Raw genomic sequence first — 18896 nt, 5'->3', positions numbered from 1 at the left:
ACACCAGACCCATTCCTTCGTATATACCAGCATCCGCCGAAATCATGGGACTAATTCGGGAGCCCATAGAATTGTTGAATCTGATCTAACCCTGGCCGCAACTTGGGGTTTAGCCTTAATCAGAGCGCAAGTGGGTGGCACTCGCGCGAGCGGGTTGGCCGATGCCGATTAGGGCACACGCGCAGGCGAAGGTCCGCAAGGTCCTCCGTCAGGTCGAATCTGGGCACGTGGCCGGCCGTTTGGCAACAGCGGGTGATGCGGCGATGGCGTCGCTGGATTCGGGGCTACCGGGTCGGGCTCCAAGCACGGTGGACAACGGTGATTGCAGAAGCGCTCGGCGAGCTCGGCTGGGTCCAGCATGCAACGGATCTTGTCGTTGCTGCGCCACATTTGCGACGGCGATGGCGCGGGGGCTGGTTTATCGCAATGGTCGCCGAACCGTGCGAGGAGCCTGATCCGGGTTATCGGGTCAGGCTCCGCCAATGTCCGCCGATCCTTCCGGTCGGTGGTTGATCAGGTCGACGGCATGACCGGTTCTGGGTGGACACCGAAGGAGCTTCGTCACTCGTTCGTGTCGCTTCTTTCCGAGGTTAAGGGTTGCGGTCGAGGAGATCCCGCACCTGGTTGGGCACGCGACGAGCCGCACCACCGAGAAAGTTCACCTGCGCGAACTTCGTCCGGTGCTGCGTCTTGGCGCGGACGGGATGAATCCCTGTTCCGGACGTCCGATCCGCCACGCTCTGATCGCGTTGTGTAGCAGATTGTGAGCAGCGCCTCGGCTGCCATACGAGAGGTAACGGTGAACCCAGTCTAACTATGGGTAGTGCTGGTGGGCGGTACCAGATTTGAACTGATGACCTCTTCCGTGTCAGGGAAGCGCGCTACCAACTGCGCCAACCGCCCGAGGTGGGTACGGGATTTGAACCCGTGTACACGGATTTGCAGTCCGTTGCCTCGCCTCTCGGCCAACCCACCCTGGTGTGGGGATGCACCCCCGCACGTTCGAAGGGGTGGAGACCCCACGCTCCGAGCGGACGACGGGATTCGAACCCGCGACCCTCACCTTGGCAAGGTGATGCTCTACCAGCTGAGCCACGTCCGCACGCCCTTGCTCCGGATTCTCACCCGTTTCAAGCGCGAGGAAAATCATAGCCGACTTCCCCACCCCACGCAAAACGACATTCGTGTGGTCCGGGGGTACCTCTCGACACGGCCGCGAGCGGCCTACTCGAGGTGCGTGGCTGGCGGCCGCAAGCGGCCTACTCGAGGTGCGTGGCTCAGGTTCCCAGGTACGCCGCCAGGTGCTGACCGGTGAGCGTCTTCCGCTTCGCCGAGACGAGCTGCTGCGGCGTACCTTCGAAGACCACCCGACCGCCGTCGTGACCCGCACCCGGGCCCAGGTCGATGATCCAGTCGGCATGCGCCATCACGGCCTGGTGGTGCTCGATCACGATCACCGACTTCCCCGAATCGACGAGGCGATCCAGCAGCCCGAGCAACTGCTCCACATCGGCCAGGTGCAGACCGGTGGTCGGCTCGTCCAGCACATAGATACCGCCCTTGTCCCCCATGTGCGTCGCCAGCTTCAGCCGCTGCCGCTCGCCACCGGACAGCGTCGTCAACGGCTGGCCGATGGTCAGATATCCCAGCCCGACATCCACCAGATGGCTGAGGATCTTGTACGCCCCAGGGGTCTTCGCGTCCCCCTCGGCGAAGAACGCCTGCGCGTCCGCCACCGGCATGGCGAGCACCTCGCTGATGTCCTTGCCGCCGAGCTGGTACTCCAGCACCGCCGGCGCGAACCGCTTGCCCTCACAGACCTCGCAGACGCTGACCACCCCGGTCATCATCGCCAGGTCCATGTAGATCACGCCAGCACCGTTGCAGTTCGGGCAGGCGCCCTCGGAGTTGGCGCTGAACAGGGCGGGCTTGACCCCGTTGGCCTTGGCGAACGCCTTGCGGATCGGGTCGAGCAGCCCGGTGTAGGTCGCCGGATTGCTGCGCCGCGAGCCCTTGATCCCGGTCTGGTCCACGGTGATCACATCGTCGCGACTGCTCACCGACCCGTTGATCAGCGAGCTCTTGCCCGAGCCGGCCACCCCGGTCACCACGACCAGCGCCCCGAGCGGGATGTCCACGTCGACGTTCTGCAGATTGTGCTCATCGGCACCGCGGATCTCGAGCGCACCGGTCGGCGTACGCACCTCGTTTTTCAGCTTCGCCCGGTCGTCCAGGTGCCGCCCGGTCAGGGTGTCGCTCTTCCGCAGGCCCGCGACCGTACCCTCGAAGACCACCTCGCCGCCGGCGGTGCCGGCCCGCGGTCCGAGGTCGACGACGTGGTCGCCGATCTCGATCATCTCCGGCTTGTGTTCGACCACCAGCACCGTGTTTCCCTTGTCCCGCAGCTGTTCCAGCAGCTTGTTCATCCGTTCGATGTCGTGCGGATGCAGTCCGATGGACGGCTCGTCGAAGACATAGGTGACGTCGGTCAGCGACGATCCGAGATGGCGGATCATCTTGGTCCGCTGCGCCTCACCACCCGACAGCGTGCCGGAGGCCCGGTCCAGACTCAGATAGCCCAGCCCGATCTCGATGAACGAGTCGAGGGTGTGCTGCAGGCCCTTGATCAGCGGAGCCACCTGCGCGTCGGAGACCCCGCGCAGCCATTCGGCCAGATCGGTCAGCTGCAGCTGGCAGGCGTCGGCGATGCTGATTCCCTTGATCTTGGAGGATCGCGCCGACTCATTGAGCCGCGTGCCGTCGCAGTCGGGGCAGACACCGAAGGTGATCGCCCGGTCGACGAAGGCCCGGATGTGCGGCTGCATCGCATCGCGATCCTTGCTGAGCATGGATTTCTGGATCTTCGGGATCAATCCCTCGTAGGTGATGTTGACGCCCTCCACCTTGATCTTGGTGGGCTCCTTGTAGAGCAGGTCGTTGCGCTCCCGCTTGGTGAACTTCTTGATCGGCTTGTCCGGGTCGAAGAATCCGGCACCGCGATAGATCCGGCCGTACCAGCCCTCCATCGAATAGCCGGGGATGGTAAGCGCGCCCTCGTTCAGCGACTTCTCCTCGTCGTAGAGCGCGGTCAGGTCGAAGTCGGACACCCTGCCCAGCCCCTCACAGCGCGGGCACATGCCGCCGGTGATGCTGAACTCACGGCGTTCCTTGACCTTCTCCCCGTGCTTCTCGACGGTCACCGCGCCGGCCCCGCTGACCGAGGCGACGTTGAAGGAGAACGCCTGCGAGGAACCGATGTAGGGCTTGCCGAGCCGGCTGAACAGGATCCGCAGCATCGCGTTCGCGTCGGTGACCGTGCCGACGGTGGAGCGCGGGTTGGCGCCGATCCGCTCCTGGTCGACGATGATCGCGGTGGTCAACCCTTCCAGGCGGTCCACCTCGGGTCGGGAGACGTTGGGCATGAACCCCTGCACGAACGCGCTGTAGGTCTCGTTGATCATCCGCTGCGATTCGGCGGCGATGGTTCCGAAGACCAGCGAGCTCTTGCCGGATCCGGACACCCCGGTGAAGACGGTCAGGCGCCGCTTGGGGATGTCGACGCTGATGTCTTTCAGGTTGTTCTCCCGCGCCCCCTGGACGCGGATCAGTTCGTGGCTGTCGGCGGGGTGGCCCATCGTCTTCCTCTCCTCGATCTGCGGTCAGACTAATGGCCTGACGCGGCGTCACCGGTGAGTGTGACCGCAGCCTGCTCGGTAAACTGGCCCGATGGCGATCGCACCGAAGCTCAAAGAGCAGTTGATGCCCGTGCTCGGCCGTGCCCTGCGCAACCGGCGGGCGGGCGTACGCCACAGCGTGCGACAGGCTCCCGAGCTGCAGGCACCCGCCGAGATCTCCCTTGTCAGCCCGGATTTTTCGCATCAGGGCACGATTCCCGCGCCGCATCGCGCGGCGCCGCAGGGTGAGAACCTCTCCCCCGCCCTCGCCTGGCACGGCGCACCCGAGGGGACCGAGCAGTTGCTGCTGATCATTGAGGACATCGATGCTCCGCTGAAGAAGCCGATCGTGCATGCCCTGGCCTTGCTCGACCCGGCGCTGACCCATCTGCCGCAGGGTGCGCTGGGTGCGGATTCGGCCCAGGTACGCCTGCTGCCCGGCACACTGAACCGCCGCGGTTACCAGGGCCCGCGCCCGATCCCGAACCACGGTGTGCACCGCTATGGCTTCCACCTCTATGCCCTCGACGTGGTGCTGCCGGGCACCCTCAGCGGGCTGGCCGAGGTGCTGCCGCGGGTGGCGGGTCACGTGCTCGCCAGCGGCTTCCTGGAGGGCTGGGCCGAGAGCGGCCCCGAGGAGCGCCCGCAGTCCCGCAGGCGCCGGGGTGGCATCGACCCGCGAGATCTGCGGCGCTGACCGACCGTTGGCCGGTCGCGGTGGAGTTCGCGGATTCCCTTGTTCACCAGGAGGACACGTGACCGACGACCCCACCCGCACTCCGGTGATCATCGACACCGACCCCGGAGTCGACGATCTGCTCGCCCTCTGGGCGGCGTACGGCTGTGACCGCCTCGAGGTCCGCGCGGTGACGACCAGCTACGGCAACGTGCCTGGTTCGATGACCCGGGAGAACGCCCTCCGCGCGCTGACCCGGCTCGGTGAGCGCAGCGCCGACACCCTGCTCGGCCGGGGCGCGGAGCGTCCGCTCGTGGAGCCCGGTGCGGACCCCATCCACGACATCCACGGCACCGACGGTCTCGGTGGCGCGGCCGACCTGCTGCCCCTCCCGGACCGGTTGCCGGCACCGGTACCGGCCAGCACCGTGCATGCCCGGGTGCTGGAGTCCACCGACCGCCCGGTCACGATCATCGCGCTCGGCCCGCTGACCAACGTGGCCATCACACTGGCCGCCCGGCCGGACCTGCGCGAACGGATCGAACGGATCGTGATGATGGGCGGTGGCGACGGCCGGGGCAACACCACCGCCGCCGCGGAATTCAACCTCAGTTGCGATCCCGAGGCCGCCGAACGGGTCTTCTCCGATGCGGTGCCGGTCACCATGGTCGGTCTGGATCTCACCCAGAGCATCACCTTCGACGACTCGTGGCTCGCCGAGCTGGCGGCGTCCTCGCAGACCGGTGACCTGGCCGCGCGGATCGCCCGGTCCTATCTGGCCGAGCAGCGGGCACGGGGGCGCACCGGCATGGCGCTGCACGACGCCGTCGCGGTCGCTGCCCTGGTCCGCCCCGAGCTGTTCTCCACCCGTCAGGTCCGGGTACAGGTGGACCACGAGCACGGCGCGGGCCGGGGTGCGACCTTCCTGGACCCGCGGGATCGCCCCGAGCTCGACGGCCGGGCAGTGGTCACCCACGTCCGCTCGGGTGACGCGCCGGCGGTGATCGGTTGGGTCGCGGACAGCATCACCGCACTGGGATGAGCCAGTTCGCGCGGCGCTCTGGCCAGGTGTGACCCAGCCCACTAACGTGGGGTCATGAGAGTCAACGACGTTCTGCAACGCAAGGGTGGTGATGTCGTCACCATCACCCCCGACGAGACGGTCCGCACCCTGGTCGAACTGCTGCGCGACCATCGCATCGGAGCCGTCGTCGTCTCCTCCGACGGCACCTCGGTCAACGGCATCGTCAGTGAGCGCGACGTGGTCCGCCGGCTCGCCGACACCGGTGCCGACGTGCTCGACCAGCCGATCGGGCAGATCATGACCGTCGAGGTGCACACCTGCGGCCCGGACGACGACATCGCCGACCTGGCCGAACAGATGACCGAGCGCCGGATCCGCCACGTCCCGGTCCTCGTCGAGGATCGACTGACCGCGATCGTCAGCATCGGCGACGTCGTCAAGCACCGGATCAACCAGCTCACCGACGAACGCGACCAGCTGGAGGCGTACGTCCAGCAGTGAATCCCACGCAGAACGCTGCCCTCCGGTAACCGATCGGAAACGGTCGGCGTGGGAAACCGGCCCCCGGCATGGCCGACTGTCACCATGTGGGCAGTTAGTCCCGAGTCGAGAGTCCTTCCCCCATGCTGACAGGGATCGTTCTGCACATGCCCGACCCGATCGCCAAGTCCCGCGGCACCCGAGGTGCTGCCGGACGTCTCCGCGCCCTCGGCCGGATCGTCTGGCACACGGTGACCGCGTGCCTGCGTTATCGGGTCACCGGATTGGCCGCCGAGGTGGCCTTCTTCGCCATCCTCTCCTTGCCGCCGCTGATCTTCGGCCTGGCCGGCGCGGTGGGTGTGATCGCGGCCCGTGTCCCGGTGACCACCGTGGAAGGATTCCGGGCACAGATCCTGCACTACGCATCCCGGTTCATCACTCCCGACGCGGTGCAGCAGATCATCGCCCCCACGCTGGATGACGTGCTGGGCCAACCCCGCTTCGAAATCGTCTCACTGGGCTTCCTGGTCGCCCTGTGGTCCGGCTCCCGGGCAATGGCGGTCTTCGTCGACACGATCACGATCATGTATGGGCTGGCCGGTCAGCGCGGCATCGTCCGGACCCGCATCCTGTCCTTCGGGGTCTACGTGGCCTTCCTCATCGGTGGCGCGATCACCCTGCCGCTGGTGGTGGCCGGACCCGGACTGGTCGATCGGGTGCTGCCGGACGTGGTGGGCTGGCTCGGCATGGCTTACTGGCCGGTGGTGCTGCTGGCGTCGGTCCTGGTGCTCGGTTCACTGCTCTATCTGGCGACCCCGGTACGCAACCGCTGGCGGGCCCACCTCCCGGGCGCGGTGGTCGCGGTGCTGATCTGGGTGATCGGGTCCTCCGCACTGCGCTGGGTGATCCTGGTGATCTCCGGCAGCGCCACCATCTTCGGGCCGCTGGCCGCGCCCATCGCGCTGCTGGCCTGGCTCTATCTGGTGGCCTTCGCGGTGCTCGTCGGTGGCGCGCTGAACGCCGCGATCGCCAAGGTCACCCCGCGATTCGCGGGCATCACCCCGGAACAGGCCGATCACGTGCTGGAGCGGGATGACGACCCCGAGGGGCCGTCGATCTGACCACTCGGCACATCTTGTCCATATTCTGGATTTCGATCTCATTATTTGAGAAATAGGTTGTGGGCATACCCCTATAGGCGATTTAGTGGGGCCCGGATACCGAGACAAGGTTCCATCGGCACGGCAATCCCGCGCGGATGGGTTCGTTGTCCACCACGACAACGAAGAGCCCCTCGGTCCCCGGCATCGCCGCCGAACCCGCTCAGGGGTGGGTACGCCCGGGCGCCGCCCGGGGACCTGCTCCCCCGATCTCTGGAAGGCACTGAGATGGCAGCTCCAGCCCTCGTCCTGTTGGCCCACGGCAGCACCAGCCCCCTGGTCGCCGAGGTGGCGCATGAGATGCGTGTGCGGATGCAGGAGATGAAGCCGGAGATTTCTGTCCACACCGCCTTTCTCGACCACTGTCCCCCGTCCGGACCGCAGGTGATCTCCCGGATCGCCCGGACCCGGACCGAGGAGGTCGTCTTCATCTCGACCAACCTCTCGGCCACCTTCGTGCCGGACGAGCGGGTGGAGACGATGGTCGACAAGGTGCGCGCCTCCCACCCCCGCCTGCGCTTCTCGATCGCCCGACCGGTGGGCCCCGAGGCCTCCCTGCTGGGCCTGGTGGACCGAAAGCTGCGGGCCGCCCTGGCCAGTGCCCACATCGCCGAACTGGATGGCCTGGTGCTCGCGGCGGAGGGTGCCGCCGATCAGCGCAGCCAGTCGCTGCTGGCCCGGCGGGCCAGGCAGTGGTCGATGCACCACAAGCTGCCGGTGATCACCGCGAACGCCAATGGCACCGGCCCCGGCACGGCCGCAGCGATCGCCTCGCTGCGCGCCCAGGGCCGTCGGCACATCGCGGTCGGCTCGCTCTTCCTGGCCCCCGACGAGGCCTGGCAGACCCAGGCCGACCAGGCTCTCCGCGCCGGTGCGGTCGCGGTCTCCGAGCCGCTGGGTGCTCAGCAGGAACTGCTCGAGATCGCCTGGGGTCGATACGCCGTCGCCGCGATGGGCATGGTCGATGTCGGCCTGGAGCGCGAGCAGCCCGAGACCGGTACCGACCGGCACCTCAGCGTCGTCGCCGGCTGACCCGCACGGCCCTCGGCCCGCGCTCGGTGCGCTGGGACATGCAGTGGTCCCGACCGTCCATGATCAAACCCCCTCTGACTGGGGTTACCAGGCGGTCGATTCCGACTACTGCATGTCCGTGCGCTTGGGCCCCTGCCCGGCCCATCCGGCCCCGCCGGCCCACTACGTGCGCTGATCAGCTCTCCTCGACCCGCCGGCGCTGTTCGGCGACATCGAAGTCGGCCGGCGGCCATTGCGGGTCGAGTTTCCGCAGGTGCTCCAACAGCAGCGTGGCGACCGCCCAGTTGCGGTACCACTTGCGATCCGCCGGAATCACGTACCAGGGTGCGACCTCGGTCGAGCAGCGGGTCAGCACGTCGGCGTACGCCGCCATGTAGGCCGACCACTTGCTGCGGGTGTCGACGTCACCGGGGTTGTACTTCCAGTACTTCTCGGGGTTGTCCAGGCGCTCCAGCAGGCGTTCCTTCTGCTTGTCGTGGGAGACGTTGAGGAAGCACTTGATGATCGTGGTGCCCTGCGCGGCGACCTCGGCCTCGAAGGCGTTGATCTCGTCGAATCGCTTGCTCCACACCGATTCCGGGACCAGGTCGTCCACGCGGGCGATCAGCACGTCCTCGTACTGCGAGCGGTCGAAGATGCCGATCATGCCCGCGGTCGGCAGCTCGCGCCGGATCCGCCAGAGGTAGTCGTGCTTGCGCTCCTCCTCGGTCGGCGCCTTGAAGGCGTGCAGCTGGATGCCCTGCGGATCCACCATGCCGGCGCTGTGCCGGATCACTCCGCCTTTGCCGGAAGTGTCCAGCCCCTGCAGGATCAGCAGCACCCGCTGCGCCTCCGGGTTGTCGCGGCCGTTCGCGTACAACCGCTCCTGCAGGTCGGAGAGTTCGTCGGCCATCCCCTGGACCAGCTCCGGCGCGTCCTTCTTGCCCGCACCCGGATAGCCGGGCGTGGCGCGGGGATCGAAGTCGTCGACGGTGACGGTGGATCCGGGGCGCACCCTGAGCTGGTCGGCGATCGTTGCTGCGGTCTTCTTCTGCGACATGGGCGACAGTCTGCCGGGGTCGGCAGGAAGTTCTCGGAACGCCTCGCCGACTTATACCCCTTGGGGGTATAGTCGGTGGCGAAGGGGGCGAGATGAACACTCATCAGCAGCACGACATGCAGCAGACCGACCACGCCGCACACGATGAACACGGCGACCACCAGGGCCATCAGCAGTCAGCCAGCCAGGGTGGTCACGGCGGTCATGGCGGTCACGGTGGTCATGGTGATCACGTGGCGATGTTCCGGCGGCTCTTCTGGGGCTCGCTGATCCTGGCGATCCCGACCGTTTTCCTGTCGCCGATGTTCGCCGACCTGATCGGCTACCGGTTGCCGCAGCTCCCACTGCTCGGCTGGGTCTCCCCCATTCTGGGCACGATTCTCTATCTCTGGTTCGGGCGCCCGTTCCTGACCGGTGCCTGGTCGGAGATCAGGGCCCGCAAGCCCGGCATGATGCTGCTGGTCACGCTGGCCCTGACCGTTGCCTTCGTCTCGTCCTGGCTGGCCACCCTCGGCGTACTGCCGCACCATCTGGATTTCTGGTGGGAGTTGGCGCTGCTGGTGGTGATCATGCTGCTGGGGCACTGGATCGAGATGCGGTCGCTGGCCCAGACCACCTCCGCGCTGGATTCGCTGGCCGCGCTGCTGCCCGACCGGGCGGAGCGCGTCGAGGGTGACGAGGTGGTGCAGGTCGATCCGGCCGAGCTCCGCGTCGGTGACATCGTCCTGGTACGCCCCGGCGGGCGCGTCCCCGCCGACGGCCGGGTGGTCGACGGCACCGCGGCCATGGACGAGTCGATGATCACCGGCGAATCCCGCACGGTGCGGCGCACTGTCGACGACCCGGTGGTGGCCGGCACCGTCGCCACCGACTCCGGGCTCCGGGTCGAGGTGTCCGCCACCGGTGACGACACCACCCTGGCCGGCATCCAGAAGCTGGTCACCGACGCCCAGGCCTCCGGTTCCCGCGCGCAGCGGCTGGCCGACACCGCGGCCGGTTGGTTGTTCTGGTTCGCCGTCGGCGCGGCGGTGGTCACCGCGATCGTCTGGTCCCTGCTCGGCATGCCCAGCGAGGCCGTCGTCCGCACCATCACGGTGCTGGTGATCGCCTGCCCGCACGCCCTCGGGTTGGCCATCCCGCTGGTGATCTCGATCGCCACCGAGCGCGCCGCCAGGGCCGGCGTACTGGTCAAGGACCGCGTCGAGATGGAATCGATGCGGACCGTGGACACCGTGCTGTTCGACAAGACCGGCACGCTGACCCGCGGTGAGCCGGTGGTGACCGGGATCGAACCGGCCGATGCCGGCATCGGTGCCGAGGAGTTGCTCCGGTACGCCGCAGCGGCCGAGACGGACTCCGAGCACCCGCTGGCCCGAGCGATCGTCCGGGCCGCCGGCGAACGCTCGCTGGAGCTGCCCAAACCGGGTGACTTCTCCTCCTCACCCGCGGTCGGTGTCACCGCGACCGTGGACGGGAAGCGGGTCCGGGTCGGTGGCCCGGCGATGCTTGCCGAGGAGGGCGCGAGCCCGCTGGCGGCCGCCGAGCCCTGGAATGACGAGGGCGCGATCGTGCTGCACGTCGTCGTCGACGGTCGGGTCGCCGGCGCGCTGCGGTTGGCCGATGAGATCCGGCCCGAGTCGCGGGCAGCGGTGAAAGCCCTGCGGGATCGTGGCATCGAGGTGGTGATGATCACCGGTGATGCTCAGGCGGTCGCGGCGACGGTGGCCGGCGAGCTCGGCATCGAACGCTTCTTCGCCGGGGTACGCCCGGAGGACAAGTCCACCCATGTCGCCGAGCTGCAGTCCGAGGGCCGCAAGGTCGCCTTCGTCGGCGACGGGGTGAACGATGCCCCGGCCCTGGCCACGGCGGACGTCGGCATCGCCATCGGCGCCGGTACCGATGTCGCGATCGCCTCGGCCGGGATCATCCTGGCCTCCGACGATCCCCGGTCGGTGCTGTCGGTGATCGAGCTGTCCCGCGCGAGCTATCGCAAGTCGATGCAGAACCTGGCTTGGGGTGCGGGCTACAACCTGATCGCCGTCCCGCTGGCCGCCGGTGTCCTGGCACCGATCGGTTTCGTGATGCCGATGTCGATCGGCGCGCTGCTGATGTCGGCCTCCACCGTGGTGGTCGCACTGAACGCCCAGTTGCTGCGCAAGCTCGACCTCGACCCGAACAAGCTGGCGCCGATCGGACGGTGACGACGCTCATCGAGTAGCTGCCCCGGCGGAGCGTTGGACCGACCACGCTCATCGAGTAGCTGCCCCGGCGAAGCGCAGCGGGGCCGGGGCAGCGTGTCGAGATGAACGTGTCGAGATATGCGCGTAGCCGGACGTGCAGTACTCCCCGCGGTCCATGATCAAAGCCCTTCTGACTGGGCTTCGAGACGGCATTCCTGGACCACTGCACGTCCGGTTACGTGAACCGTTCAATCCGCGGGTACCTGGCCCCCACCCGTCGGCCCTACTTCTCCACCCGGTTCCCGGCCTCGTCCCAGTGCGCGGCGACCTTCTTGCTGGGCTGCACCCGCGGCGGTTCACCGGGCTGCTTGGGGTAGTCGGGCGGCCAGTTCAGTTCACCACCGGGCAGCTCCTCCCAGAGCTGCAGCAGCGGTTCGATCGAGAACTCCTGATCGTCCATCCCGGCCCACGGGTCGCCGTCGCCCAGATAGTCAGGAATCGTTGTCAGGTTGAATTCGCGGGGATCGGTGATTTCGGCGAGCCGTTCCCAGCTCATCGGCGTACTGACCGGAGCGCCCGGGCGGGCCCGCAACGACCAGGCGCTGGCGATGGTGCGGTCGCGGAGATTCTGGTTGTAGTCCAGGAAGATCCGCTCCCCGCGCTGTTCCTTCCACCAGGCGGTGGTGACGCCGTCGTCACGGCGCTCCAACTCGCGACCGAGCGCGATTGCGGCATGGCGTACCTCGTCGAAACCCCAGCGCGGCTCGATCCGGACGTAGATGTGAATGCCGCGATTGCCGCTGGTCTTGGGATATCCGCGCATCCCCAGCTCCTCCAGCAGTTCCCTGGTGAGGTTCGCGATCCGCTGGGCGTCGGCGAAACCGGTACCCGGCTGCGGGTCGAGGTCGAGGCGCAGCTCGTCGGGATGGTCGACATCGGGTCGGCGTACCGGCCAGGGGTGGAAGGTCAGGGTGCCCATCTGTGCGGCCCAGACCAGCGACGCCGGCTCGCTCGGACACAGCTCCTCGGCGGTACGCCCACTGGGGAAGGTGATCGGAACGGTCTCGATGTAGTCCGGGGCGCCCTTGGGCAGCCGCTTCTGGTAGAAACCGTCACCCTCCCGGTCGGTCGGCCCGGTGGCCAACCGCATCCCCTCCCGCCAACCGTCGGGCCAGCGTTCCATCGCTGTCGGCCGGTCGCCGATACTGGCCAGCATCACCTCACCGACCGCGGCGAAATACTCACAAACCTGGAGTTTGGTGATCTCCGGTGTCCGCTCGGTCGCCTCGTAGATGATGCGGTCCGGGCTGGACACACGGACCTCACGCTCCCCCGCCGTGACCTGCGCCGCTGGTGTCTTGGCCATGGGGCCAACCTAGCCCTTGGCGCTCGGATTAGACTTGGGAGCGTTGCCGACGAGGAGGATTCATGAGCGAAAAGGCCAATGAGGTACGCGTGCTCAAGACCGAGGCGGAGTGGCGTGCCCAGCTCAACGACCTCGAGTACAAGGTGCTGCGCCAGGCGGCGACCGAGCCCCCGCACGTCGGCGAATACACTGACACCAAGACCGTCGGTGTCTACCGCTGCAAGGCCTGCGGCACCGAGCTGTTCCGCAGCGAGACCAAGTTCGACAGCCATTGCGGCTGGCCGTCCTTCTATGCCCCGCTGGCCGAGGATCGGGTCATCTACAACACCGACCACCTGCTCGGCTACCCGCGTACCGAGGTGCGCTGCGCGACCTGCGACTCCCACCTCGGCCACGTCTTCGAGGGCGAGGGTTACGGTACGCCGACCGATCAGCGTTACTGCATCAACTCGATCGCGCTCGATCTGGAGCCCGCCGAGAGCTGAGGGGCTCACCCGCGTACCGCCTTCGCGATGTAGCACTGGGCGAGTTCGTTGCGCAGATGGACCTCCGCGACCTCGGGCGCGGCGAACTGCTCCGCCAGGGCAGCGCGTACGCCGGCCCCGGCCGGGACGATCCGGTTGTAGTGATAGAGCATCGAGCCGTCGGTGTCGTACGCCCGCAGCACGCGGGGGCCGTCATCGAGCCACTCCGGGAACCCCTCCTCGAACGGCTCGGGGCATTCCTCTGCATGCACGAAGACCGGCCCGGCCTCCCGCCACGGCCGCTCGGCCGACAGCGGGGCGTACGAGATCAGCAACAATCGCTCACCTTCCTCGCTGCGGCGCAGGCAGCAGCGCAGTTGCTGCCCGGCGGACAGGGTGACGTTCTCGTTGGGTACGCCGCCGGCGCCGACACCGGTGCTGCGAATGCTGGTCAACTCCGACGCCTCGATGGGCTTGATCGTGAACTCCATGTCCCGCAGTCGCGGCCGGCGTCGGATGCGTGAGCTCACAAGCACGCCCTGCTCGGTGGTCGAGTGGCCGGGCGAACTGGACGGTTCGCCACGGGTCAGCGGCGATCTTGCACCCACTCGGTCCAATGTGCACCCGGTCCTTGGGCGTGAACTGGGTGCAAGGTCGACCGAACGGGTGCAAGATCGATCGCTCGTACCTCGCTCGCTCAGCCAGCGTGAAGGTCTCATCTCGACACGCCCGGCATTGCTCCGCTTCGCTGCGCATGCCGGGCTACTCGATGAGCGTGAGTACCTCTCGACACACAATCCGGGTTCGGCTTCGCCTTACCCGGATTGCTACTCGAGGTACGTAGAACTCAGGCCTCGAGGTCGAGCACGATCTTGCCGCGGGTGTGCCCGGACTGCAGTTGCTCGTGCGCCTCGGCGACCCGCTCCAGCGGCAGCACCTCCGACACCTCCACCGACAGCTTCCCGGCGGCGATGTCGGCTGCCATCTGCGCCAACTCGGCCGGCAGTGGCCGCGCCATCGGCACGAACACCGGGATGCCGCGCTCCTCGGCGGGCGTCTTGTCGGTCAGCGTCGGCAGGGAGACGATCCGTCCCTTGTCGGTGAGGTGGTCCAGGCTCGGCAGATAGGTGTCGAAGTAGACCCCGTCCACGATCAGGTCGGCCTTCGGCGCCACCTCGCGGAAGTCCTGTTTGGTGTAGTCGATCGGATGGGCACCGAGCTCGGCGAGCCGGTCCTGGTTGCGGGTCGACGCCGTCGCCCACACCTCGGCACCGGCCTGCTTGGCGAGCTGCACGACCAGCTGGCCGACCCCGCCGGTACCACCGTGCACCAGCACCGTCTCCCCCGCCTGCACCTTGCCCAGCTCGTGCGTGGCGATCCACGCGGTCAGCGCGACCAGCGCGGTCCCGCCGAGCACCACCGGGTCGGCCCCCTCGGGGACATGCACCATCGCATCCGCCGGCAGCGTGACGTATTCGGCGCAACACCGGCCGGGGTGGCTGAGCGGCGGCATCCCGAAGACCTGGTCGCCGACCCCGAATCCCTCGACCCCGCCACCGACGGCGGTCACGGTGCCGCTGCACTCGCGGCCCAGCACGAGCGGGAAATCGGCCTCGGTGAGCTTCTTCGCCAATCCCGAGGAGCCGTCGCGGATCTTGTAGTCCAGCGGATTGGTCCCGGCGGCCCGGACCTTCACCTGCACCTCACCGGGCCCCGGCTCGGGGATCTCGGCCTCGGTGGTCAGATAGAGCTCCTCGGGACCGCCGAACCGATCGATGCGCGCCTGCCTCATCACCTGCTCCTCTCGCCTGCTCGAATCTGCCGAAGAATCTAAGCCTGCTTGGAAAGGACCGATCCCTGCCAGGCGCGGACCAGGTCGACCAGCTCGCGCCGGCGGCCGGAATAGAAGGGGATCTCCACCCGGACGTGCCGCCTGGTCTCCGAGGCGCGCAGGTCACGCATCAGGTCCACGATCCGGCCCATCTCGTCGGCCTCGAAAGCCAGGATCCACTCATAGTCCCCGAGCGCGAACGCCGGCATCGTGTTCGCGCGCACATCGGGATAACCCCGCCCGAGGGTGCCGTGTTCGACCAGCAGCGCACGCCGCTCGTCATCGGGCAGCAGATACCACTCGTAGGAACGCACGAACGGGTACACCACCAGATGGTCACGGACCCGCTCGTCGGCCATGAACGCCGGCACGTGCGACTTGTTGAACTCCGCCGGGCGGTGCACGGCCAGCTGCGACCAGACCGGCTCCAGGGTGCGGCCGAGTTCGCTGGCGCGGAAGGCGTGGTACGCCTGTTGCAGGGTCTCGTAGTCCGGCGCGTGCCACCACACCATCAGATCCGCATCCGCCCGCAGGCCGGCCACGTCGTACCAGCCACGGATCACCAGATCCTCACCCTCGGTGGCCGCCTCGACCGCCGCAATCGCTTGCTGAGCAAGGGTTTCCGCGTCGGTCCCGGTCCCGGAGGCAGCAGCCTCGGGGTTGCGGCGGAACACCGACCACATCGTGTAGCGCTGCATCTGGTTGATGTCGCGGGCCTTGAGTGTCACTGGCTTACCTCCTGCATCTGCTGCTGGTCGGCGCGCGCCTCGGCGCGCAGCTGGGGTCCCTCGGTGTGCACCAGTTCGGTGATCCGGGTGAGCACCGTGGGATCGGCCGTCGGCGGTACGCCGTGGCCAAGATTGAAGATGTGGCCGGGTGCCGCCGCGCCCTCGCGCACCACCCGGCGTACCCGATCGGCCAGCACCGGCCACGGCGCGCCGAGCAGCGCGGGATCGAGATTGCCCTGGACGGCGTACGCCCCGCCGAGGCGTCGGCTCGCCTCATCGAGCGGGATCCGCCAGTCGACACCGACGACCTCCGCACCGGCCTCGCCGATCAACGGCAGCAGTTCGCCGGTGCCGACGCCGAAATGGATCCGGGGTACGCCCAGCCGGCCGACCTCGGCGAGCACCGCCGCCGAATGCGGCAGCACGTACTCGCGGTAGTCCCGCGCCGACAGCGCACCGGCCCAGGAGTCGAAGAGCTGCACGATCCGCGCGCCGGCCTCGACCTGCACCCGCAGGAAGACCGCCGAGATCTGCGCCAGCTTCGCGCACAGCTCGTGCCACAGCTCCGGATCGCCGACCATCAGCGCCTTGGTGTTGGCGTAATCCTTGCTCGGCCCGCCCTCGACCAGATAGCTCGCCAGCGTGAACGGCGCGCCGGCGAACCCGATCAGGGCCTTGGCCGCGTCCGGACCACCGAGACCGGCGACCACCAGCTCGGCGGCCTGCCGGATCGGCTCCAGCGCGGCCGGGTCGAGGCCCGGCAGCGCGGCGACCTGCGCGCGGGTCCGGATCGGGTCGGCGATCTGCGGCCCGATCCCGGGCACGATGTCCAGCTCCACCCCGGCCGCCTTCAGCGGCACCATGATGTCGGAATAGAAGACCGCACCGTCGACGTCGTGGCGGCGTACCGGCTGGAGGGTGATCTCGCGGACCAGTTCGGGGTCGAAGCAGGCCTCGAGCATCGTGCTGCCGGCCCGTACCTCGCGGTACTCCGGCAGCGACCGGCCGGCCTGCCGCATGAACCAGACCGGTAACCGATCCCCCTGCACCCCGCGAGCGGCGTTGACCAGATCCGAGGACGAGGAGACGGGTTGTGCGATCACCTCGCCATTCTTCCACGCCCCACCCTGACCGGTCGCCACCGACCGGAGCCGGCCCCCGGTTTGACATCGGCGCGTCGGTACGCCCACTTGGCGGCCGGATTGCCTAGGCTCGAGGGGTGGCCGCCAGCAAGAGTCAGCTTCCGCTCCCCGAGCCGTTCCGTGCGGCCGTCGCGGGGATCAGCGGATACCCGTGGCGCGCCGAGATCCAGGTCGAGGAGATTCCCGCGCCGCAGCGGATCGCGCCGTTCTCGGTAGCCCTGACCGCCGATGTGGTCATCGACGAGGACGAACTCGGCAGCGGCCGGCTGGTGCTGCTGCACGATCCGGCCGGCAACGACTCCTGGCAGGGCGAATTCCGGCTGGTGAGCTATGTCCGGGCCGAGATCGAGACCGAGATGGTCACCGATCCGCTGCTGCCGAGCGTCGGCTGGTCCTGGCTGACCGACGCCCTCGCCGGCCACGATGCCGAGCACGCCGCGCCGAGCGGGACCGTGACCTCGGTGAACAGCGAGACCTTCGGCGCGATGGCCGACGACCCGGGCAAGGCGGAACTGGAGATCCGCGCCTCCTGGACGCCGATCCTGGCGCCCGACGGTTCCGGTATCGAGGCCCAGCTGGCCGCCTGGTCGGATCTGCTGTGCACCGTAGCCGGGCTGCCGCCGGTGCCCAGCGGTGTGGTGATGATGCCGTCTCGGCGCGGCGGTGGAGCCCGGCGGAGCCGGTAGTCTGCGACCGTGCAGCGCCAGTCAGTGTCCCCAGCCAGCCCGGATCAGCCGGCTGTCGAGGTGACCGAGGCGCCCGAGTTGCCGGTGCTGGCCGCCCCGGCCGATCCCGTACCGCCGGTGGTCGCCGACGCAGCCGCCCTGCAGGCCACCATCGATGCGCTGGCCGGTGGTACCGGGCCGATCGCGGTGGACGCCGAACGGGCCCACGGTTACCGCTACAGCGCGCGGGCCTATCTGCTGCAGTTCCGCCGTGCCTGTGCCGGCACCCTGCTGGTGGATCCGATCGCGCTCTCCCCCGACGGTGTCGCACTCGCCGACCTGAGCGCGCTCGCCGCGCCGATCCAGGACCAGGAGTGGATCATCCACGCCGCCACCCAGGACACTCCCTGCCTGGCCGAGCTCGGGCTGATCCCGACCACGCTGTTCGACACCGAGCTGGCCGGCCGGCTGCTCGGCTTCCCGCGGGTCGGGCTCGGCGCGCTGATCGAGCACTATTTCGGGCTGAAGCTGCTCAAGGAGCACTCCGCGGCGGACTGGTCGACCCGGCCGCTGCCCGCCGACTGGCTCACCTACGCGGCCCTGGACGTCGAGTTGCTGATCGAGCTGCGGGATCGGCAGGCCGACGAGTTGGCGGCCGCGGGCAAGGCGGAGTGGGCCGCGCAGGAGTTCGCCCACCTCGCCCGGCGGGCTGCCCAGCCGCCGGTTCGGCGTACCGATCCCTGGCGGAAGACCTCCGGCATCCATGCGGTACGCACGGCCGCCGGCCTGGCCGCGTTGCGGGAACTGTGGTCGGCCCGCGATGCCATCGCCCGCCGGCTGGACAAGGCGCCGGGGCGGATCGTGCCCGACAAGGCGCTGTCGGAGTTGGCTGCCCGACCGAAGCCGGGGCGCCTGGAACTGCATGCGGTGGCCGGTTTCCAGCGACGCTCGGCCAAGCGGTACGAGGCCAACTGGCTGACCGCGCTGGAGACCGCGCAGTCGCTGTCGAAGGCCCAGTTGCCGCCGGTCCATGTCGCCTCCGACGCCCCGCCCCCGCCGCGGTCCTGGGAGGGCCGTGATCCAGAGGCCTTCGCCCGGCACCAGCGGATGCGGGCGGTGATGACCGAGCTGTCGGAGAAGTACGACGTGCCGGCGGAGAACATCTGCACCCCCGAGTACTGGCGCCGCCTTGCCTGGCAGCCGCCCACCCCGGCCGACGAGCAGACCGTCGACACCTTCCTCGCCGACCTCGGCGCGCGGCCCTGGCAGCGCGAACTCGTCGTCGCCCCGCTCACCGCCGCCCTCGCCGGCTGAGCGCCACGTCGGCCGAGCGAGGGAGGAACGACCGAGTCGAAGCCACGTCCACCCGCATCCGGATCTCTTGCGGCCGATCACACAGTGTTTCTCGATCGCAGTGTGCATAACCCCTGACATC

Annotated in this window: 16 protein-coding genes and 3 tRNA genes; 9 read left to right on the top strand and 10 right to left on the bottom strand. The window is 68.4% G+C overall.

Going from position 1 to position 18896, the window contains the following annotated elements:
* Positions 1–827 precede the first annotated feature (827 nt).
* The 4 genes from BI335_RS02390 to BI335_RS02375 all read right to left on the bottom strand — a co-directional run bounded on the left by BI335_RS02390 (position 828) and on the right by BI335_RS02375 (position 3635).
* Positions 828–903, bottom strand: a tRNA-Val gene (locus BI335_RS02390).
* Position 904: 1 nt separating this feature from the next.
* Positions 905–975, bottom strand: a tRNA-Cys gene (locus tag BI335_RS02385).
* A 54-nt stretch (positions 976–1029) separates the two neighbouring features.
* Positions 1030–1102 (bottom strand) — tRNA-Gly (locus BI335_RS02380).
* Positions 1103–1277: 175 nt separating this feature from the next.
* The gene (locus BI335_RS02375) at positions 1278–3635 is read right to left on the bottom strand and encodes an ATP-binding cassette domain-containing protein (protein WP_094429528.1); all 2358 of its coding nucleotides are present in this window, start codon (positions 3633–3635) and stop codon (positions 1278–1280) included.
* A gap of 91 nt (positions 3636–3726) precedes the next feature.
* On the opposite strand from BI335_RS02375, the gene BI335_RS02370 reads away from it, so the two are divergent.
* The 5 genes from BI335_RS02370 (at position 3727) to BI335_RS02350 (ending at position 8046) form a co-directional block, all read left to right on the top strand.
* Positions 3727–4371 carry a YbhB/YbcL family Raf kinase inhibitor-like protein gene (locus tag BI335_RS02370; RefSeq protein ID WP_208109085.1) on the top strand — a complete coding sequence of 215 codons (645 nt, stop codon included), beginning with the start codon at positions 3727–3729 and terminating at the stop codon, positions 4369–4371.
* Positions 4372–4429: 58 nt separating this feature from the next.
* The gene (locus tag BI335_RS02365) at positions 4430–5392 is read left to right on the top strand and encodes a nucleoside hydrolase (protein WP_172421690.1); all 963 of its coding nucleotides are present in this window, start codon (positions 4430–4432) and stop codon (positions 5390–5392) included.
* A gap of 54 nt (positions 5393–5446) precedes the next feature.
* On the top strand, positions 5447–5875 hold the full coding sequence (locus tag BI335_RS02360) for a CBS domain-containing protein (protein WP_094358220.1): 429 nt from the start codon (positions 5447–5449) through the stop codon (positions 5873–5875).
* Between the two features lie 146 nt (positions 5876–6021).
* Positions 6022–6975 carry a YihY/virulence factor BrkB family protein gene (locus BI335_RS02355; protein WP_094358218.1) on the top strand — a complete coding sequence of 318 codons (954 nt, stop codon included), beginning with the start codon at positions 6022–6024 and terminating at the stop codon, positions 6973–6975.
* Between the two features lie 267 nt (positions 6976–7242).
* Positions 7243–8046 (top strand): sirohydrochlorin chelatase, encoded by an 804-nt coding sequence (locus BI335_RS02350; protein ID WP_094399970.1) that lies wholly within the window; start codon positions 7243–7245, stop codon positions 8044–8046.
* A 175-nt stretch (positions 8047–8221) separates the two neighbouring features.
* On the opposite strand, the gene BI335_RS02345 is transcribed toward BI335_RS02350, so the two are convergent.
* Positions 8222–9085, bottom strand: a complete 864-nt coding sequence (locus BI335_RS02345) for a polyphosphate kinase 2 family protein (RefSeq protein ID WP_094429526.1) — start codon at positions 9083–9085, stop codon at positions 8222–8224.
* Between the two features lie 92 nt (positions 9086–9177).
* Between BI335_RS02345 and BI335_RS02340 the strand changes: the two genes are divergently transcribed.
* Entirely contained in the window at positions 9178–11286 is a 2109-nt protein-coding gene (locus BI335_RS02340; protein ID WP_094429525.1) for a heavy metal translocating P-type ATPase, read from the top strand.
* Positions 11287–11548: 262 nt separating this feature from the next.
* On the opposite strand, the gene BI335_RS02335 is transcribed toward BI335_RS02340, so the two are convergent.
* Positions 11549–12631, bottom strand: a complete 1083-nt coding sequence (locus tag BI335_RS02335) for a DNA polymerase domain-containing protein (RefSeq protein ID WP_094425082.1) — start codon at positions 12629–12631, stop codon at positions 11549–11551.
* Between the two features lie 62 nt (positions 12632–12693).
* Between BI335_RS02335 and msrB the strand changes: the two genes are divergently transcribed.
* Positions 12694–13116, top strand: a complete 423-nt coding sequence (gene msrB, locus BI335_RS02330) for a peptide-methionine (R)-S-oxide reductase MsrB (protein WP_094399964.1) — start codon at positions 12694–12696, stop codon at positions 13114–13116.
* A gap of 5 nt (positions 13117–13121) precedes the next feature.
* On the opposite strand, the gene BI335_RS02325 is transcribed toward msrB, so the two are convergent.
* From BI335_RS02325 to hemE, 4 genes are all read right to left on the bottom strand, one after another.
* Positions 13122–13586 carry a DUF1203 domain-containing protein gene (locus tag BI335_RS02325; protein ID WP_094429524.1) on the bottom strand — a complete coding sequence of 155 codons (465 nt, stop codon included), beginning with the start codon at positions 13584–13586 and terminating at the stop codon, positions 13122–13124.
* Positions 13587–13942: 356 nt separating this feature from the next.
* The gene (locus BI335_RS02320; protein ID WP_094429523.1) at positions 13943–14887 is read right to left on the bottom strand and encodes an NADP-dependent oxidoreductase; all 945 of its coding nucleotides are present in this window, start codon (positions 14885–14887) and stop codon (positions 13943–13945) included.
* 38 nt (positions 14888–14925) lie between these two features.
* The gene (gene hemQ, locus BI335_RS02315) at positions 14926–15624 is read right to left on the bottom strand and encodes a hydrogen peroxide-dependent heme synthase (protein WP_094425611.1); all 699 of its coding nucleotides are present in this window, start codon (positions 15622–15624) and stop codon (positions 14926–14928) included.
* Positions 15625–15650: 26 nt separating this feature from the next.
* Complete coding sequence (hemE, locus tag BI335_RS02310; protein WP_094429712.1) at positions 15651–16757, bottom strand: uroporphyrinogen decarboxylase; 1107 nt, start codon at positions 16755–16757, stop codon at positions 15651–15653.
* Between the two features lie 116 nt (positions 16758–16873).
* Between hemE and BI335_RS02305 the strand changes: the two genes are divergently transcribed.
* Entirely contained in the window at positions 16874–17482 is a 609-nt protein-coding gene (locus tag BI335_RS02305; RefSeq protein WP_094429522.1) for a DUF3000 domain-containing protein, read from the top strand.
* A gap of 9 nt (positions 17483–17491) precedes the next feature.
* Positions 17492–18775, top strand: a complete 1284-nt coding sequence (locus BI335_RS02300; RefSeq protein WP_229119394.1) for an HRDC domain-containing protein — start codon at positions 17492–17494, stop codon at positions 18773–18775.
* The last annotated feature ends 121 nt before the right edge of the window (positions 18776–18896 follow it).

This window comes from Enemella evansiae (assembly GCF_002250705.1).
Classification (GTDB): Bacteria; Actinomycetota; Actinomycetes; order Propionibacteriales; family Propionibacteriaceae; genus Enemella; species Enemella evansiae.
Note: the sequence above shows the minus strand (reverse complement) of the source record. Positions and strands in the feature narration are given on the sequence as shown.

Coding starts and splice junctions, on each gene's coding strand:
- BI335_RS02375 (WP_094429528.1), bottom strand. CDS start 3,635: ATGGGCCACCCCGCCGACAGCCACGAACTGATCCGCGTCCAGGGGGCG.
- BI335_RS02370 (WP_208109085.1), top strand. CDS start 3,727: ATGGCGATCGCACCGAAGCTCAAAGAGCAGTTGATGCCCGTGCTCGGC.
- BI335_RS02360 (WP_094358220.1), top strand. CDS start 5,447: ATGAGAGTCAACGACGTTCTGCAACGCAAGGGTGGTGATGTCGTCACC.
- BI335_RS02355 (WP_094358218.1), top strand. CDS start 6,022: ATGCCCGACCCGATCGCCAAGTCCCGCGGCACCCGAGGTGCTGCCGGA.
- BI335_RS02350 (WP_094399970.1), top strand. CDS start 7,243: ATGGCAGCTCCAGCCCTCGTCCTGTTGGCCCACGGCAGCACCAGCCCC.
- BI335_RS02345 (WP_094429526.1), bottom strand. CDS start 9,085: ATGTCGCAGAAGAAGACCGCAGCAACGATCGCCGACCAGCTCAGGGTG.
- BI335_RS02340 (WP_094429525.1), top strand. CDS start 9,178: ATGAACACTCATCAGCAGCACGACATGCAGCAGACCGACCACGCCGCA.
- BI335_RS02335 (WP_094425082.1), bottom strand. CDS start 12,631: ATGGCCAAGACACCAGCGGCGCAGGTCACGGCGGGGGAGCGTGAGGTC.
- msrB (WP_094399964.1), top strand. CDS start 12,694: ATGAGCGAAAAGGCCAATGAGGTACGCGTGCTCAAGACCGAGGCGGAG.
- BI335_RS02325 (WP_094429524.1), bottom strand. CDS start 13,586: ATGGAGTTCACGATCAAGCCCATCGAGGCGTCGGAGTTGACCAGCATT.
- BI335_RS02320 (WP_094429523.1), bottom strand. CDS start 14,887: ATGAGGCAGGCGCGCATCGATCGGTTCGGCGGTCCCGAGGAGCTCTAT.
- hemQ (WP_094425611.1), bottom strand. CDS start 15,624: ATGCAGCGCTACACGATGTGGTCGGTGTTCCGCCGCAACCCCGAGGCT.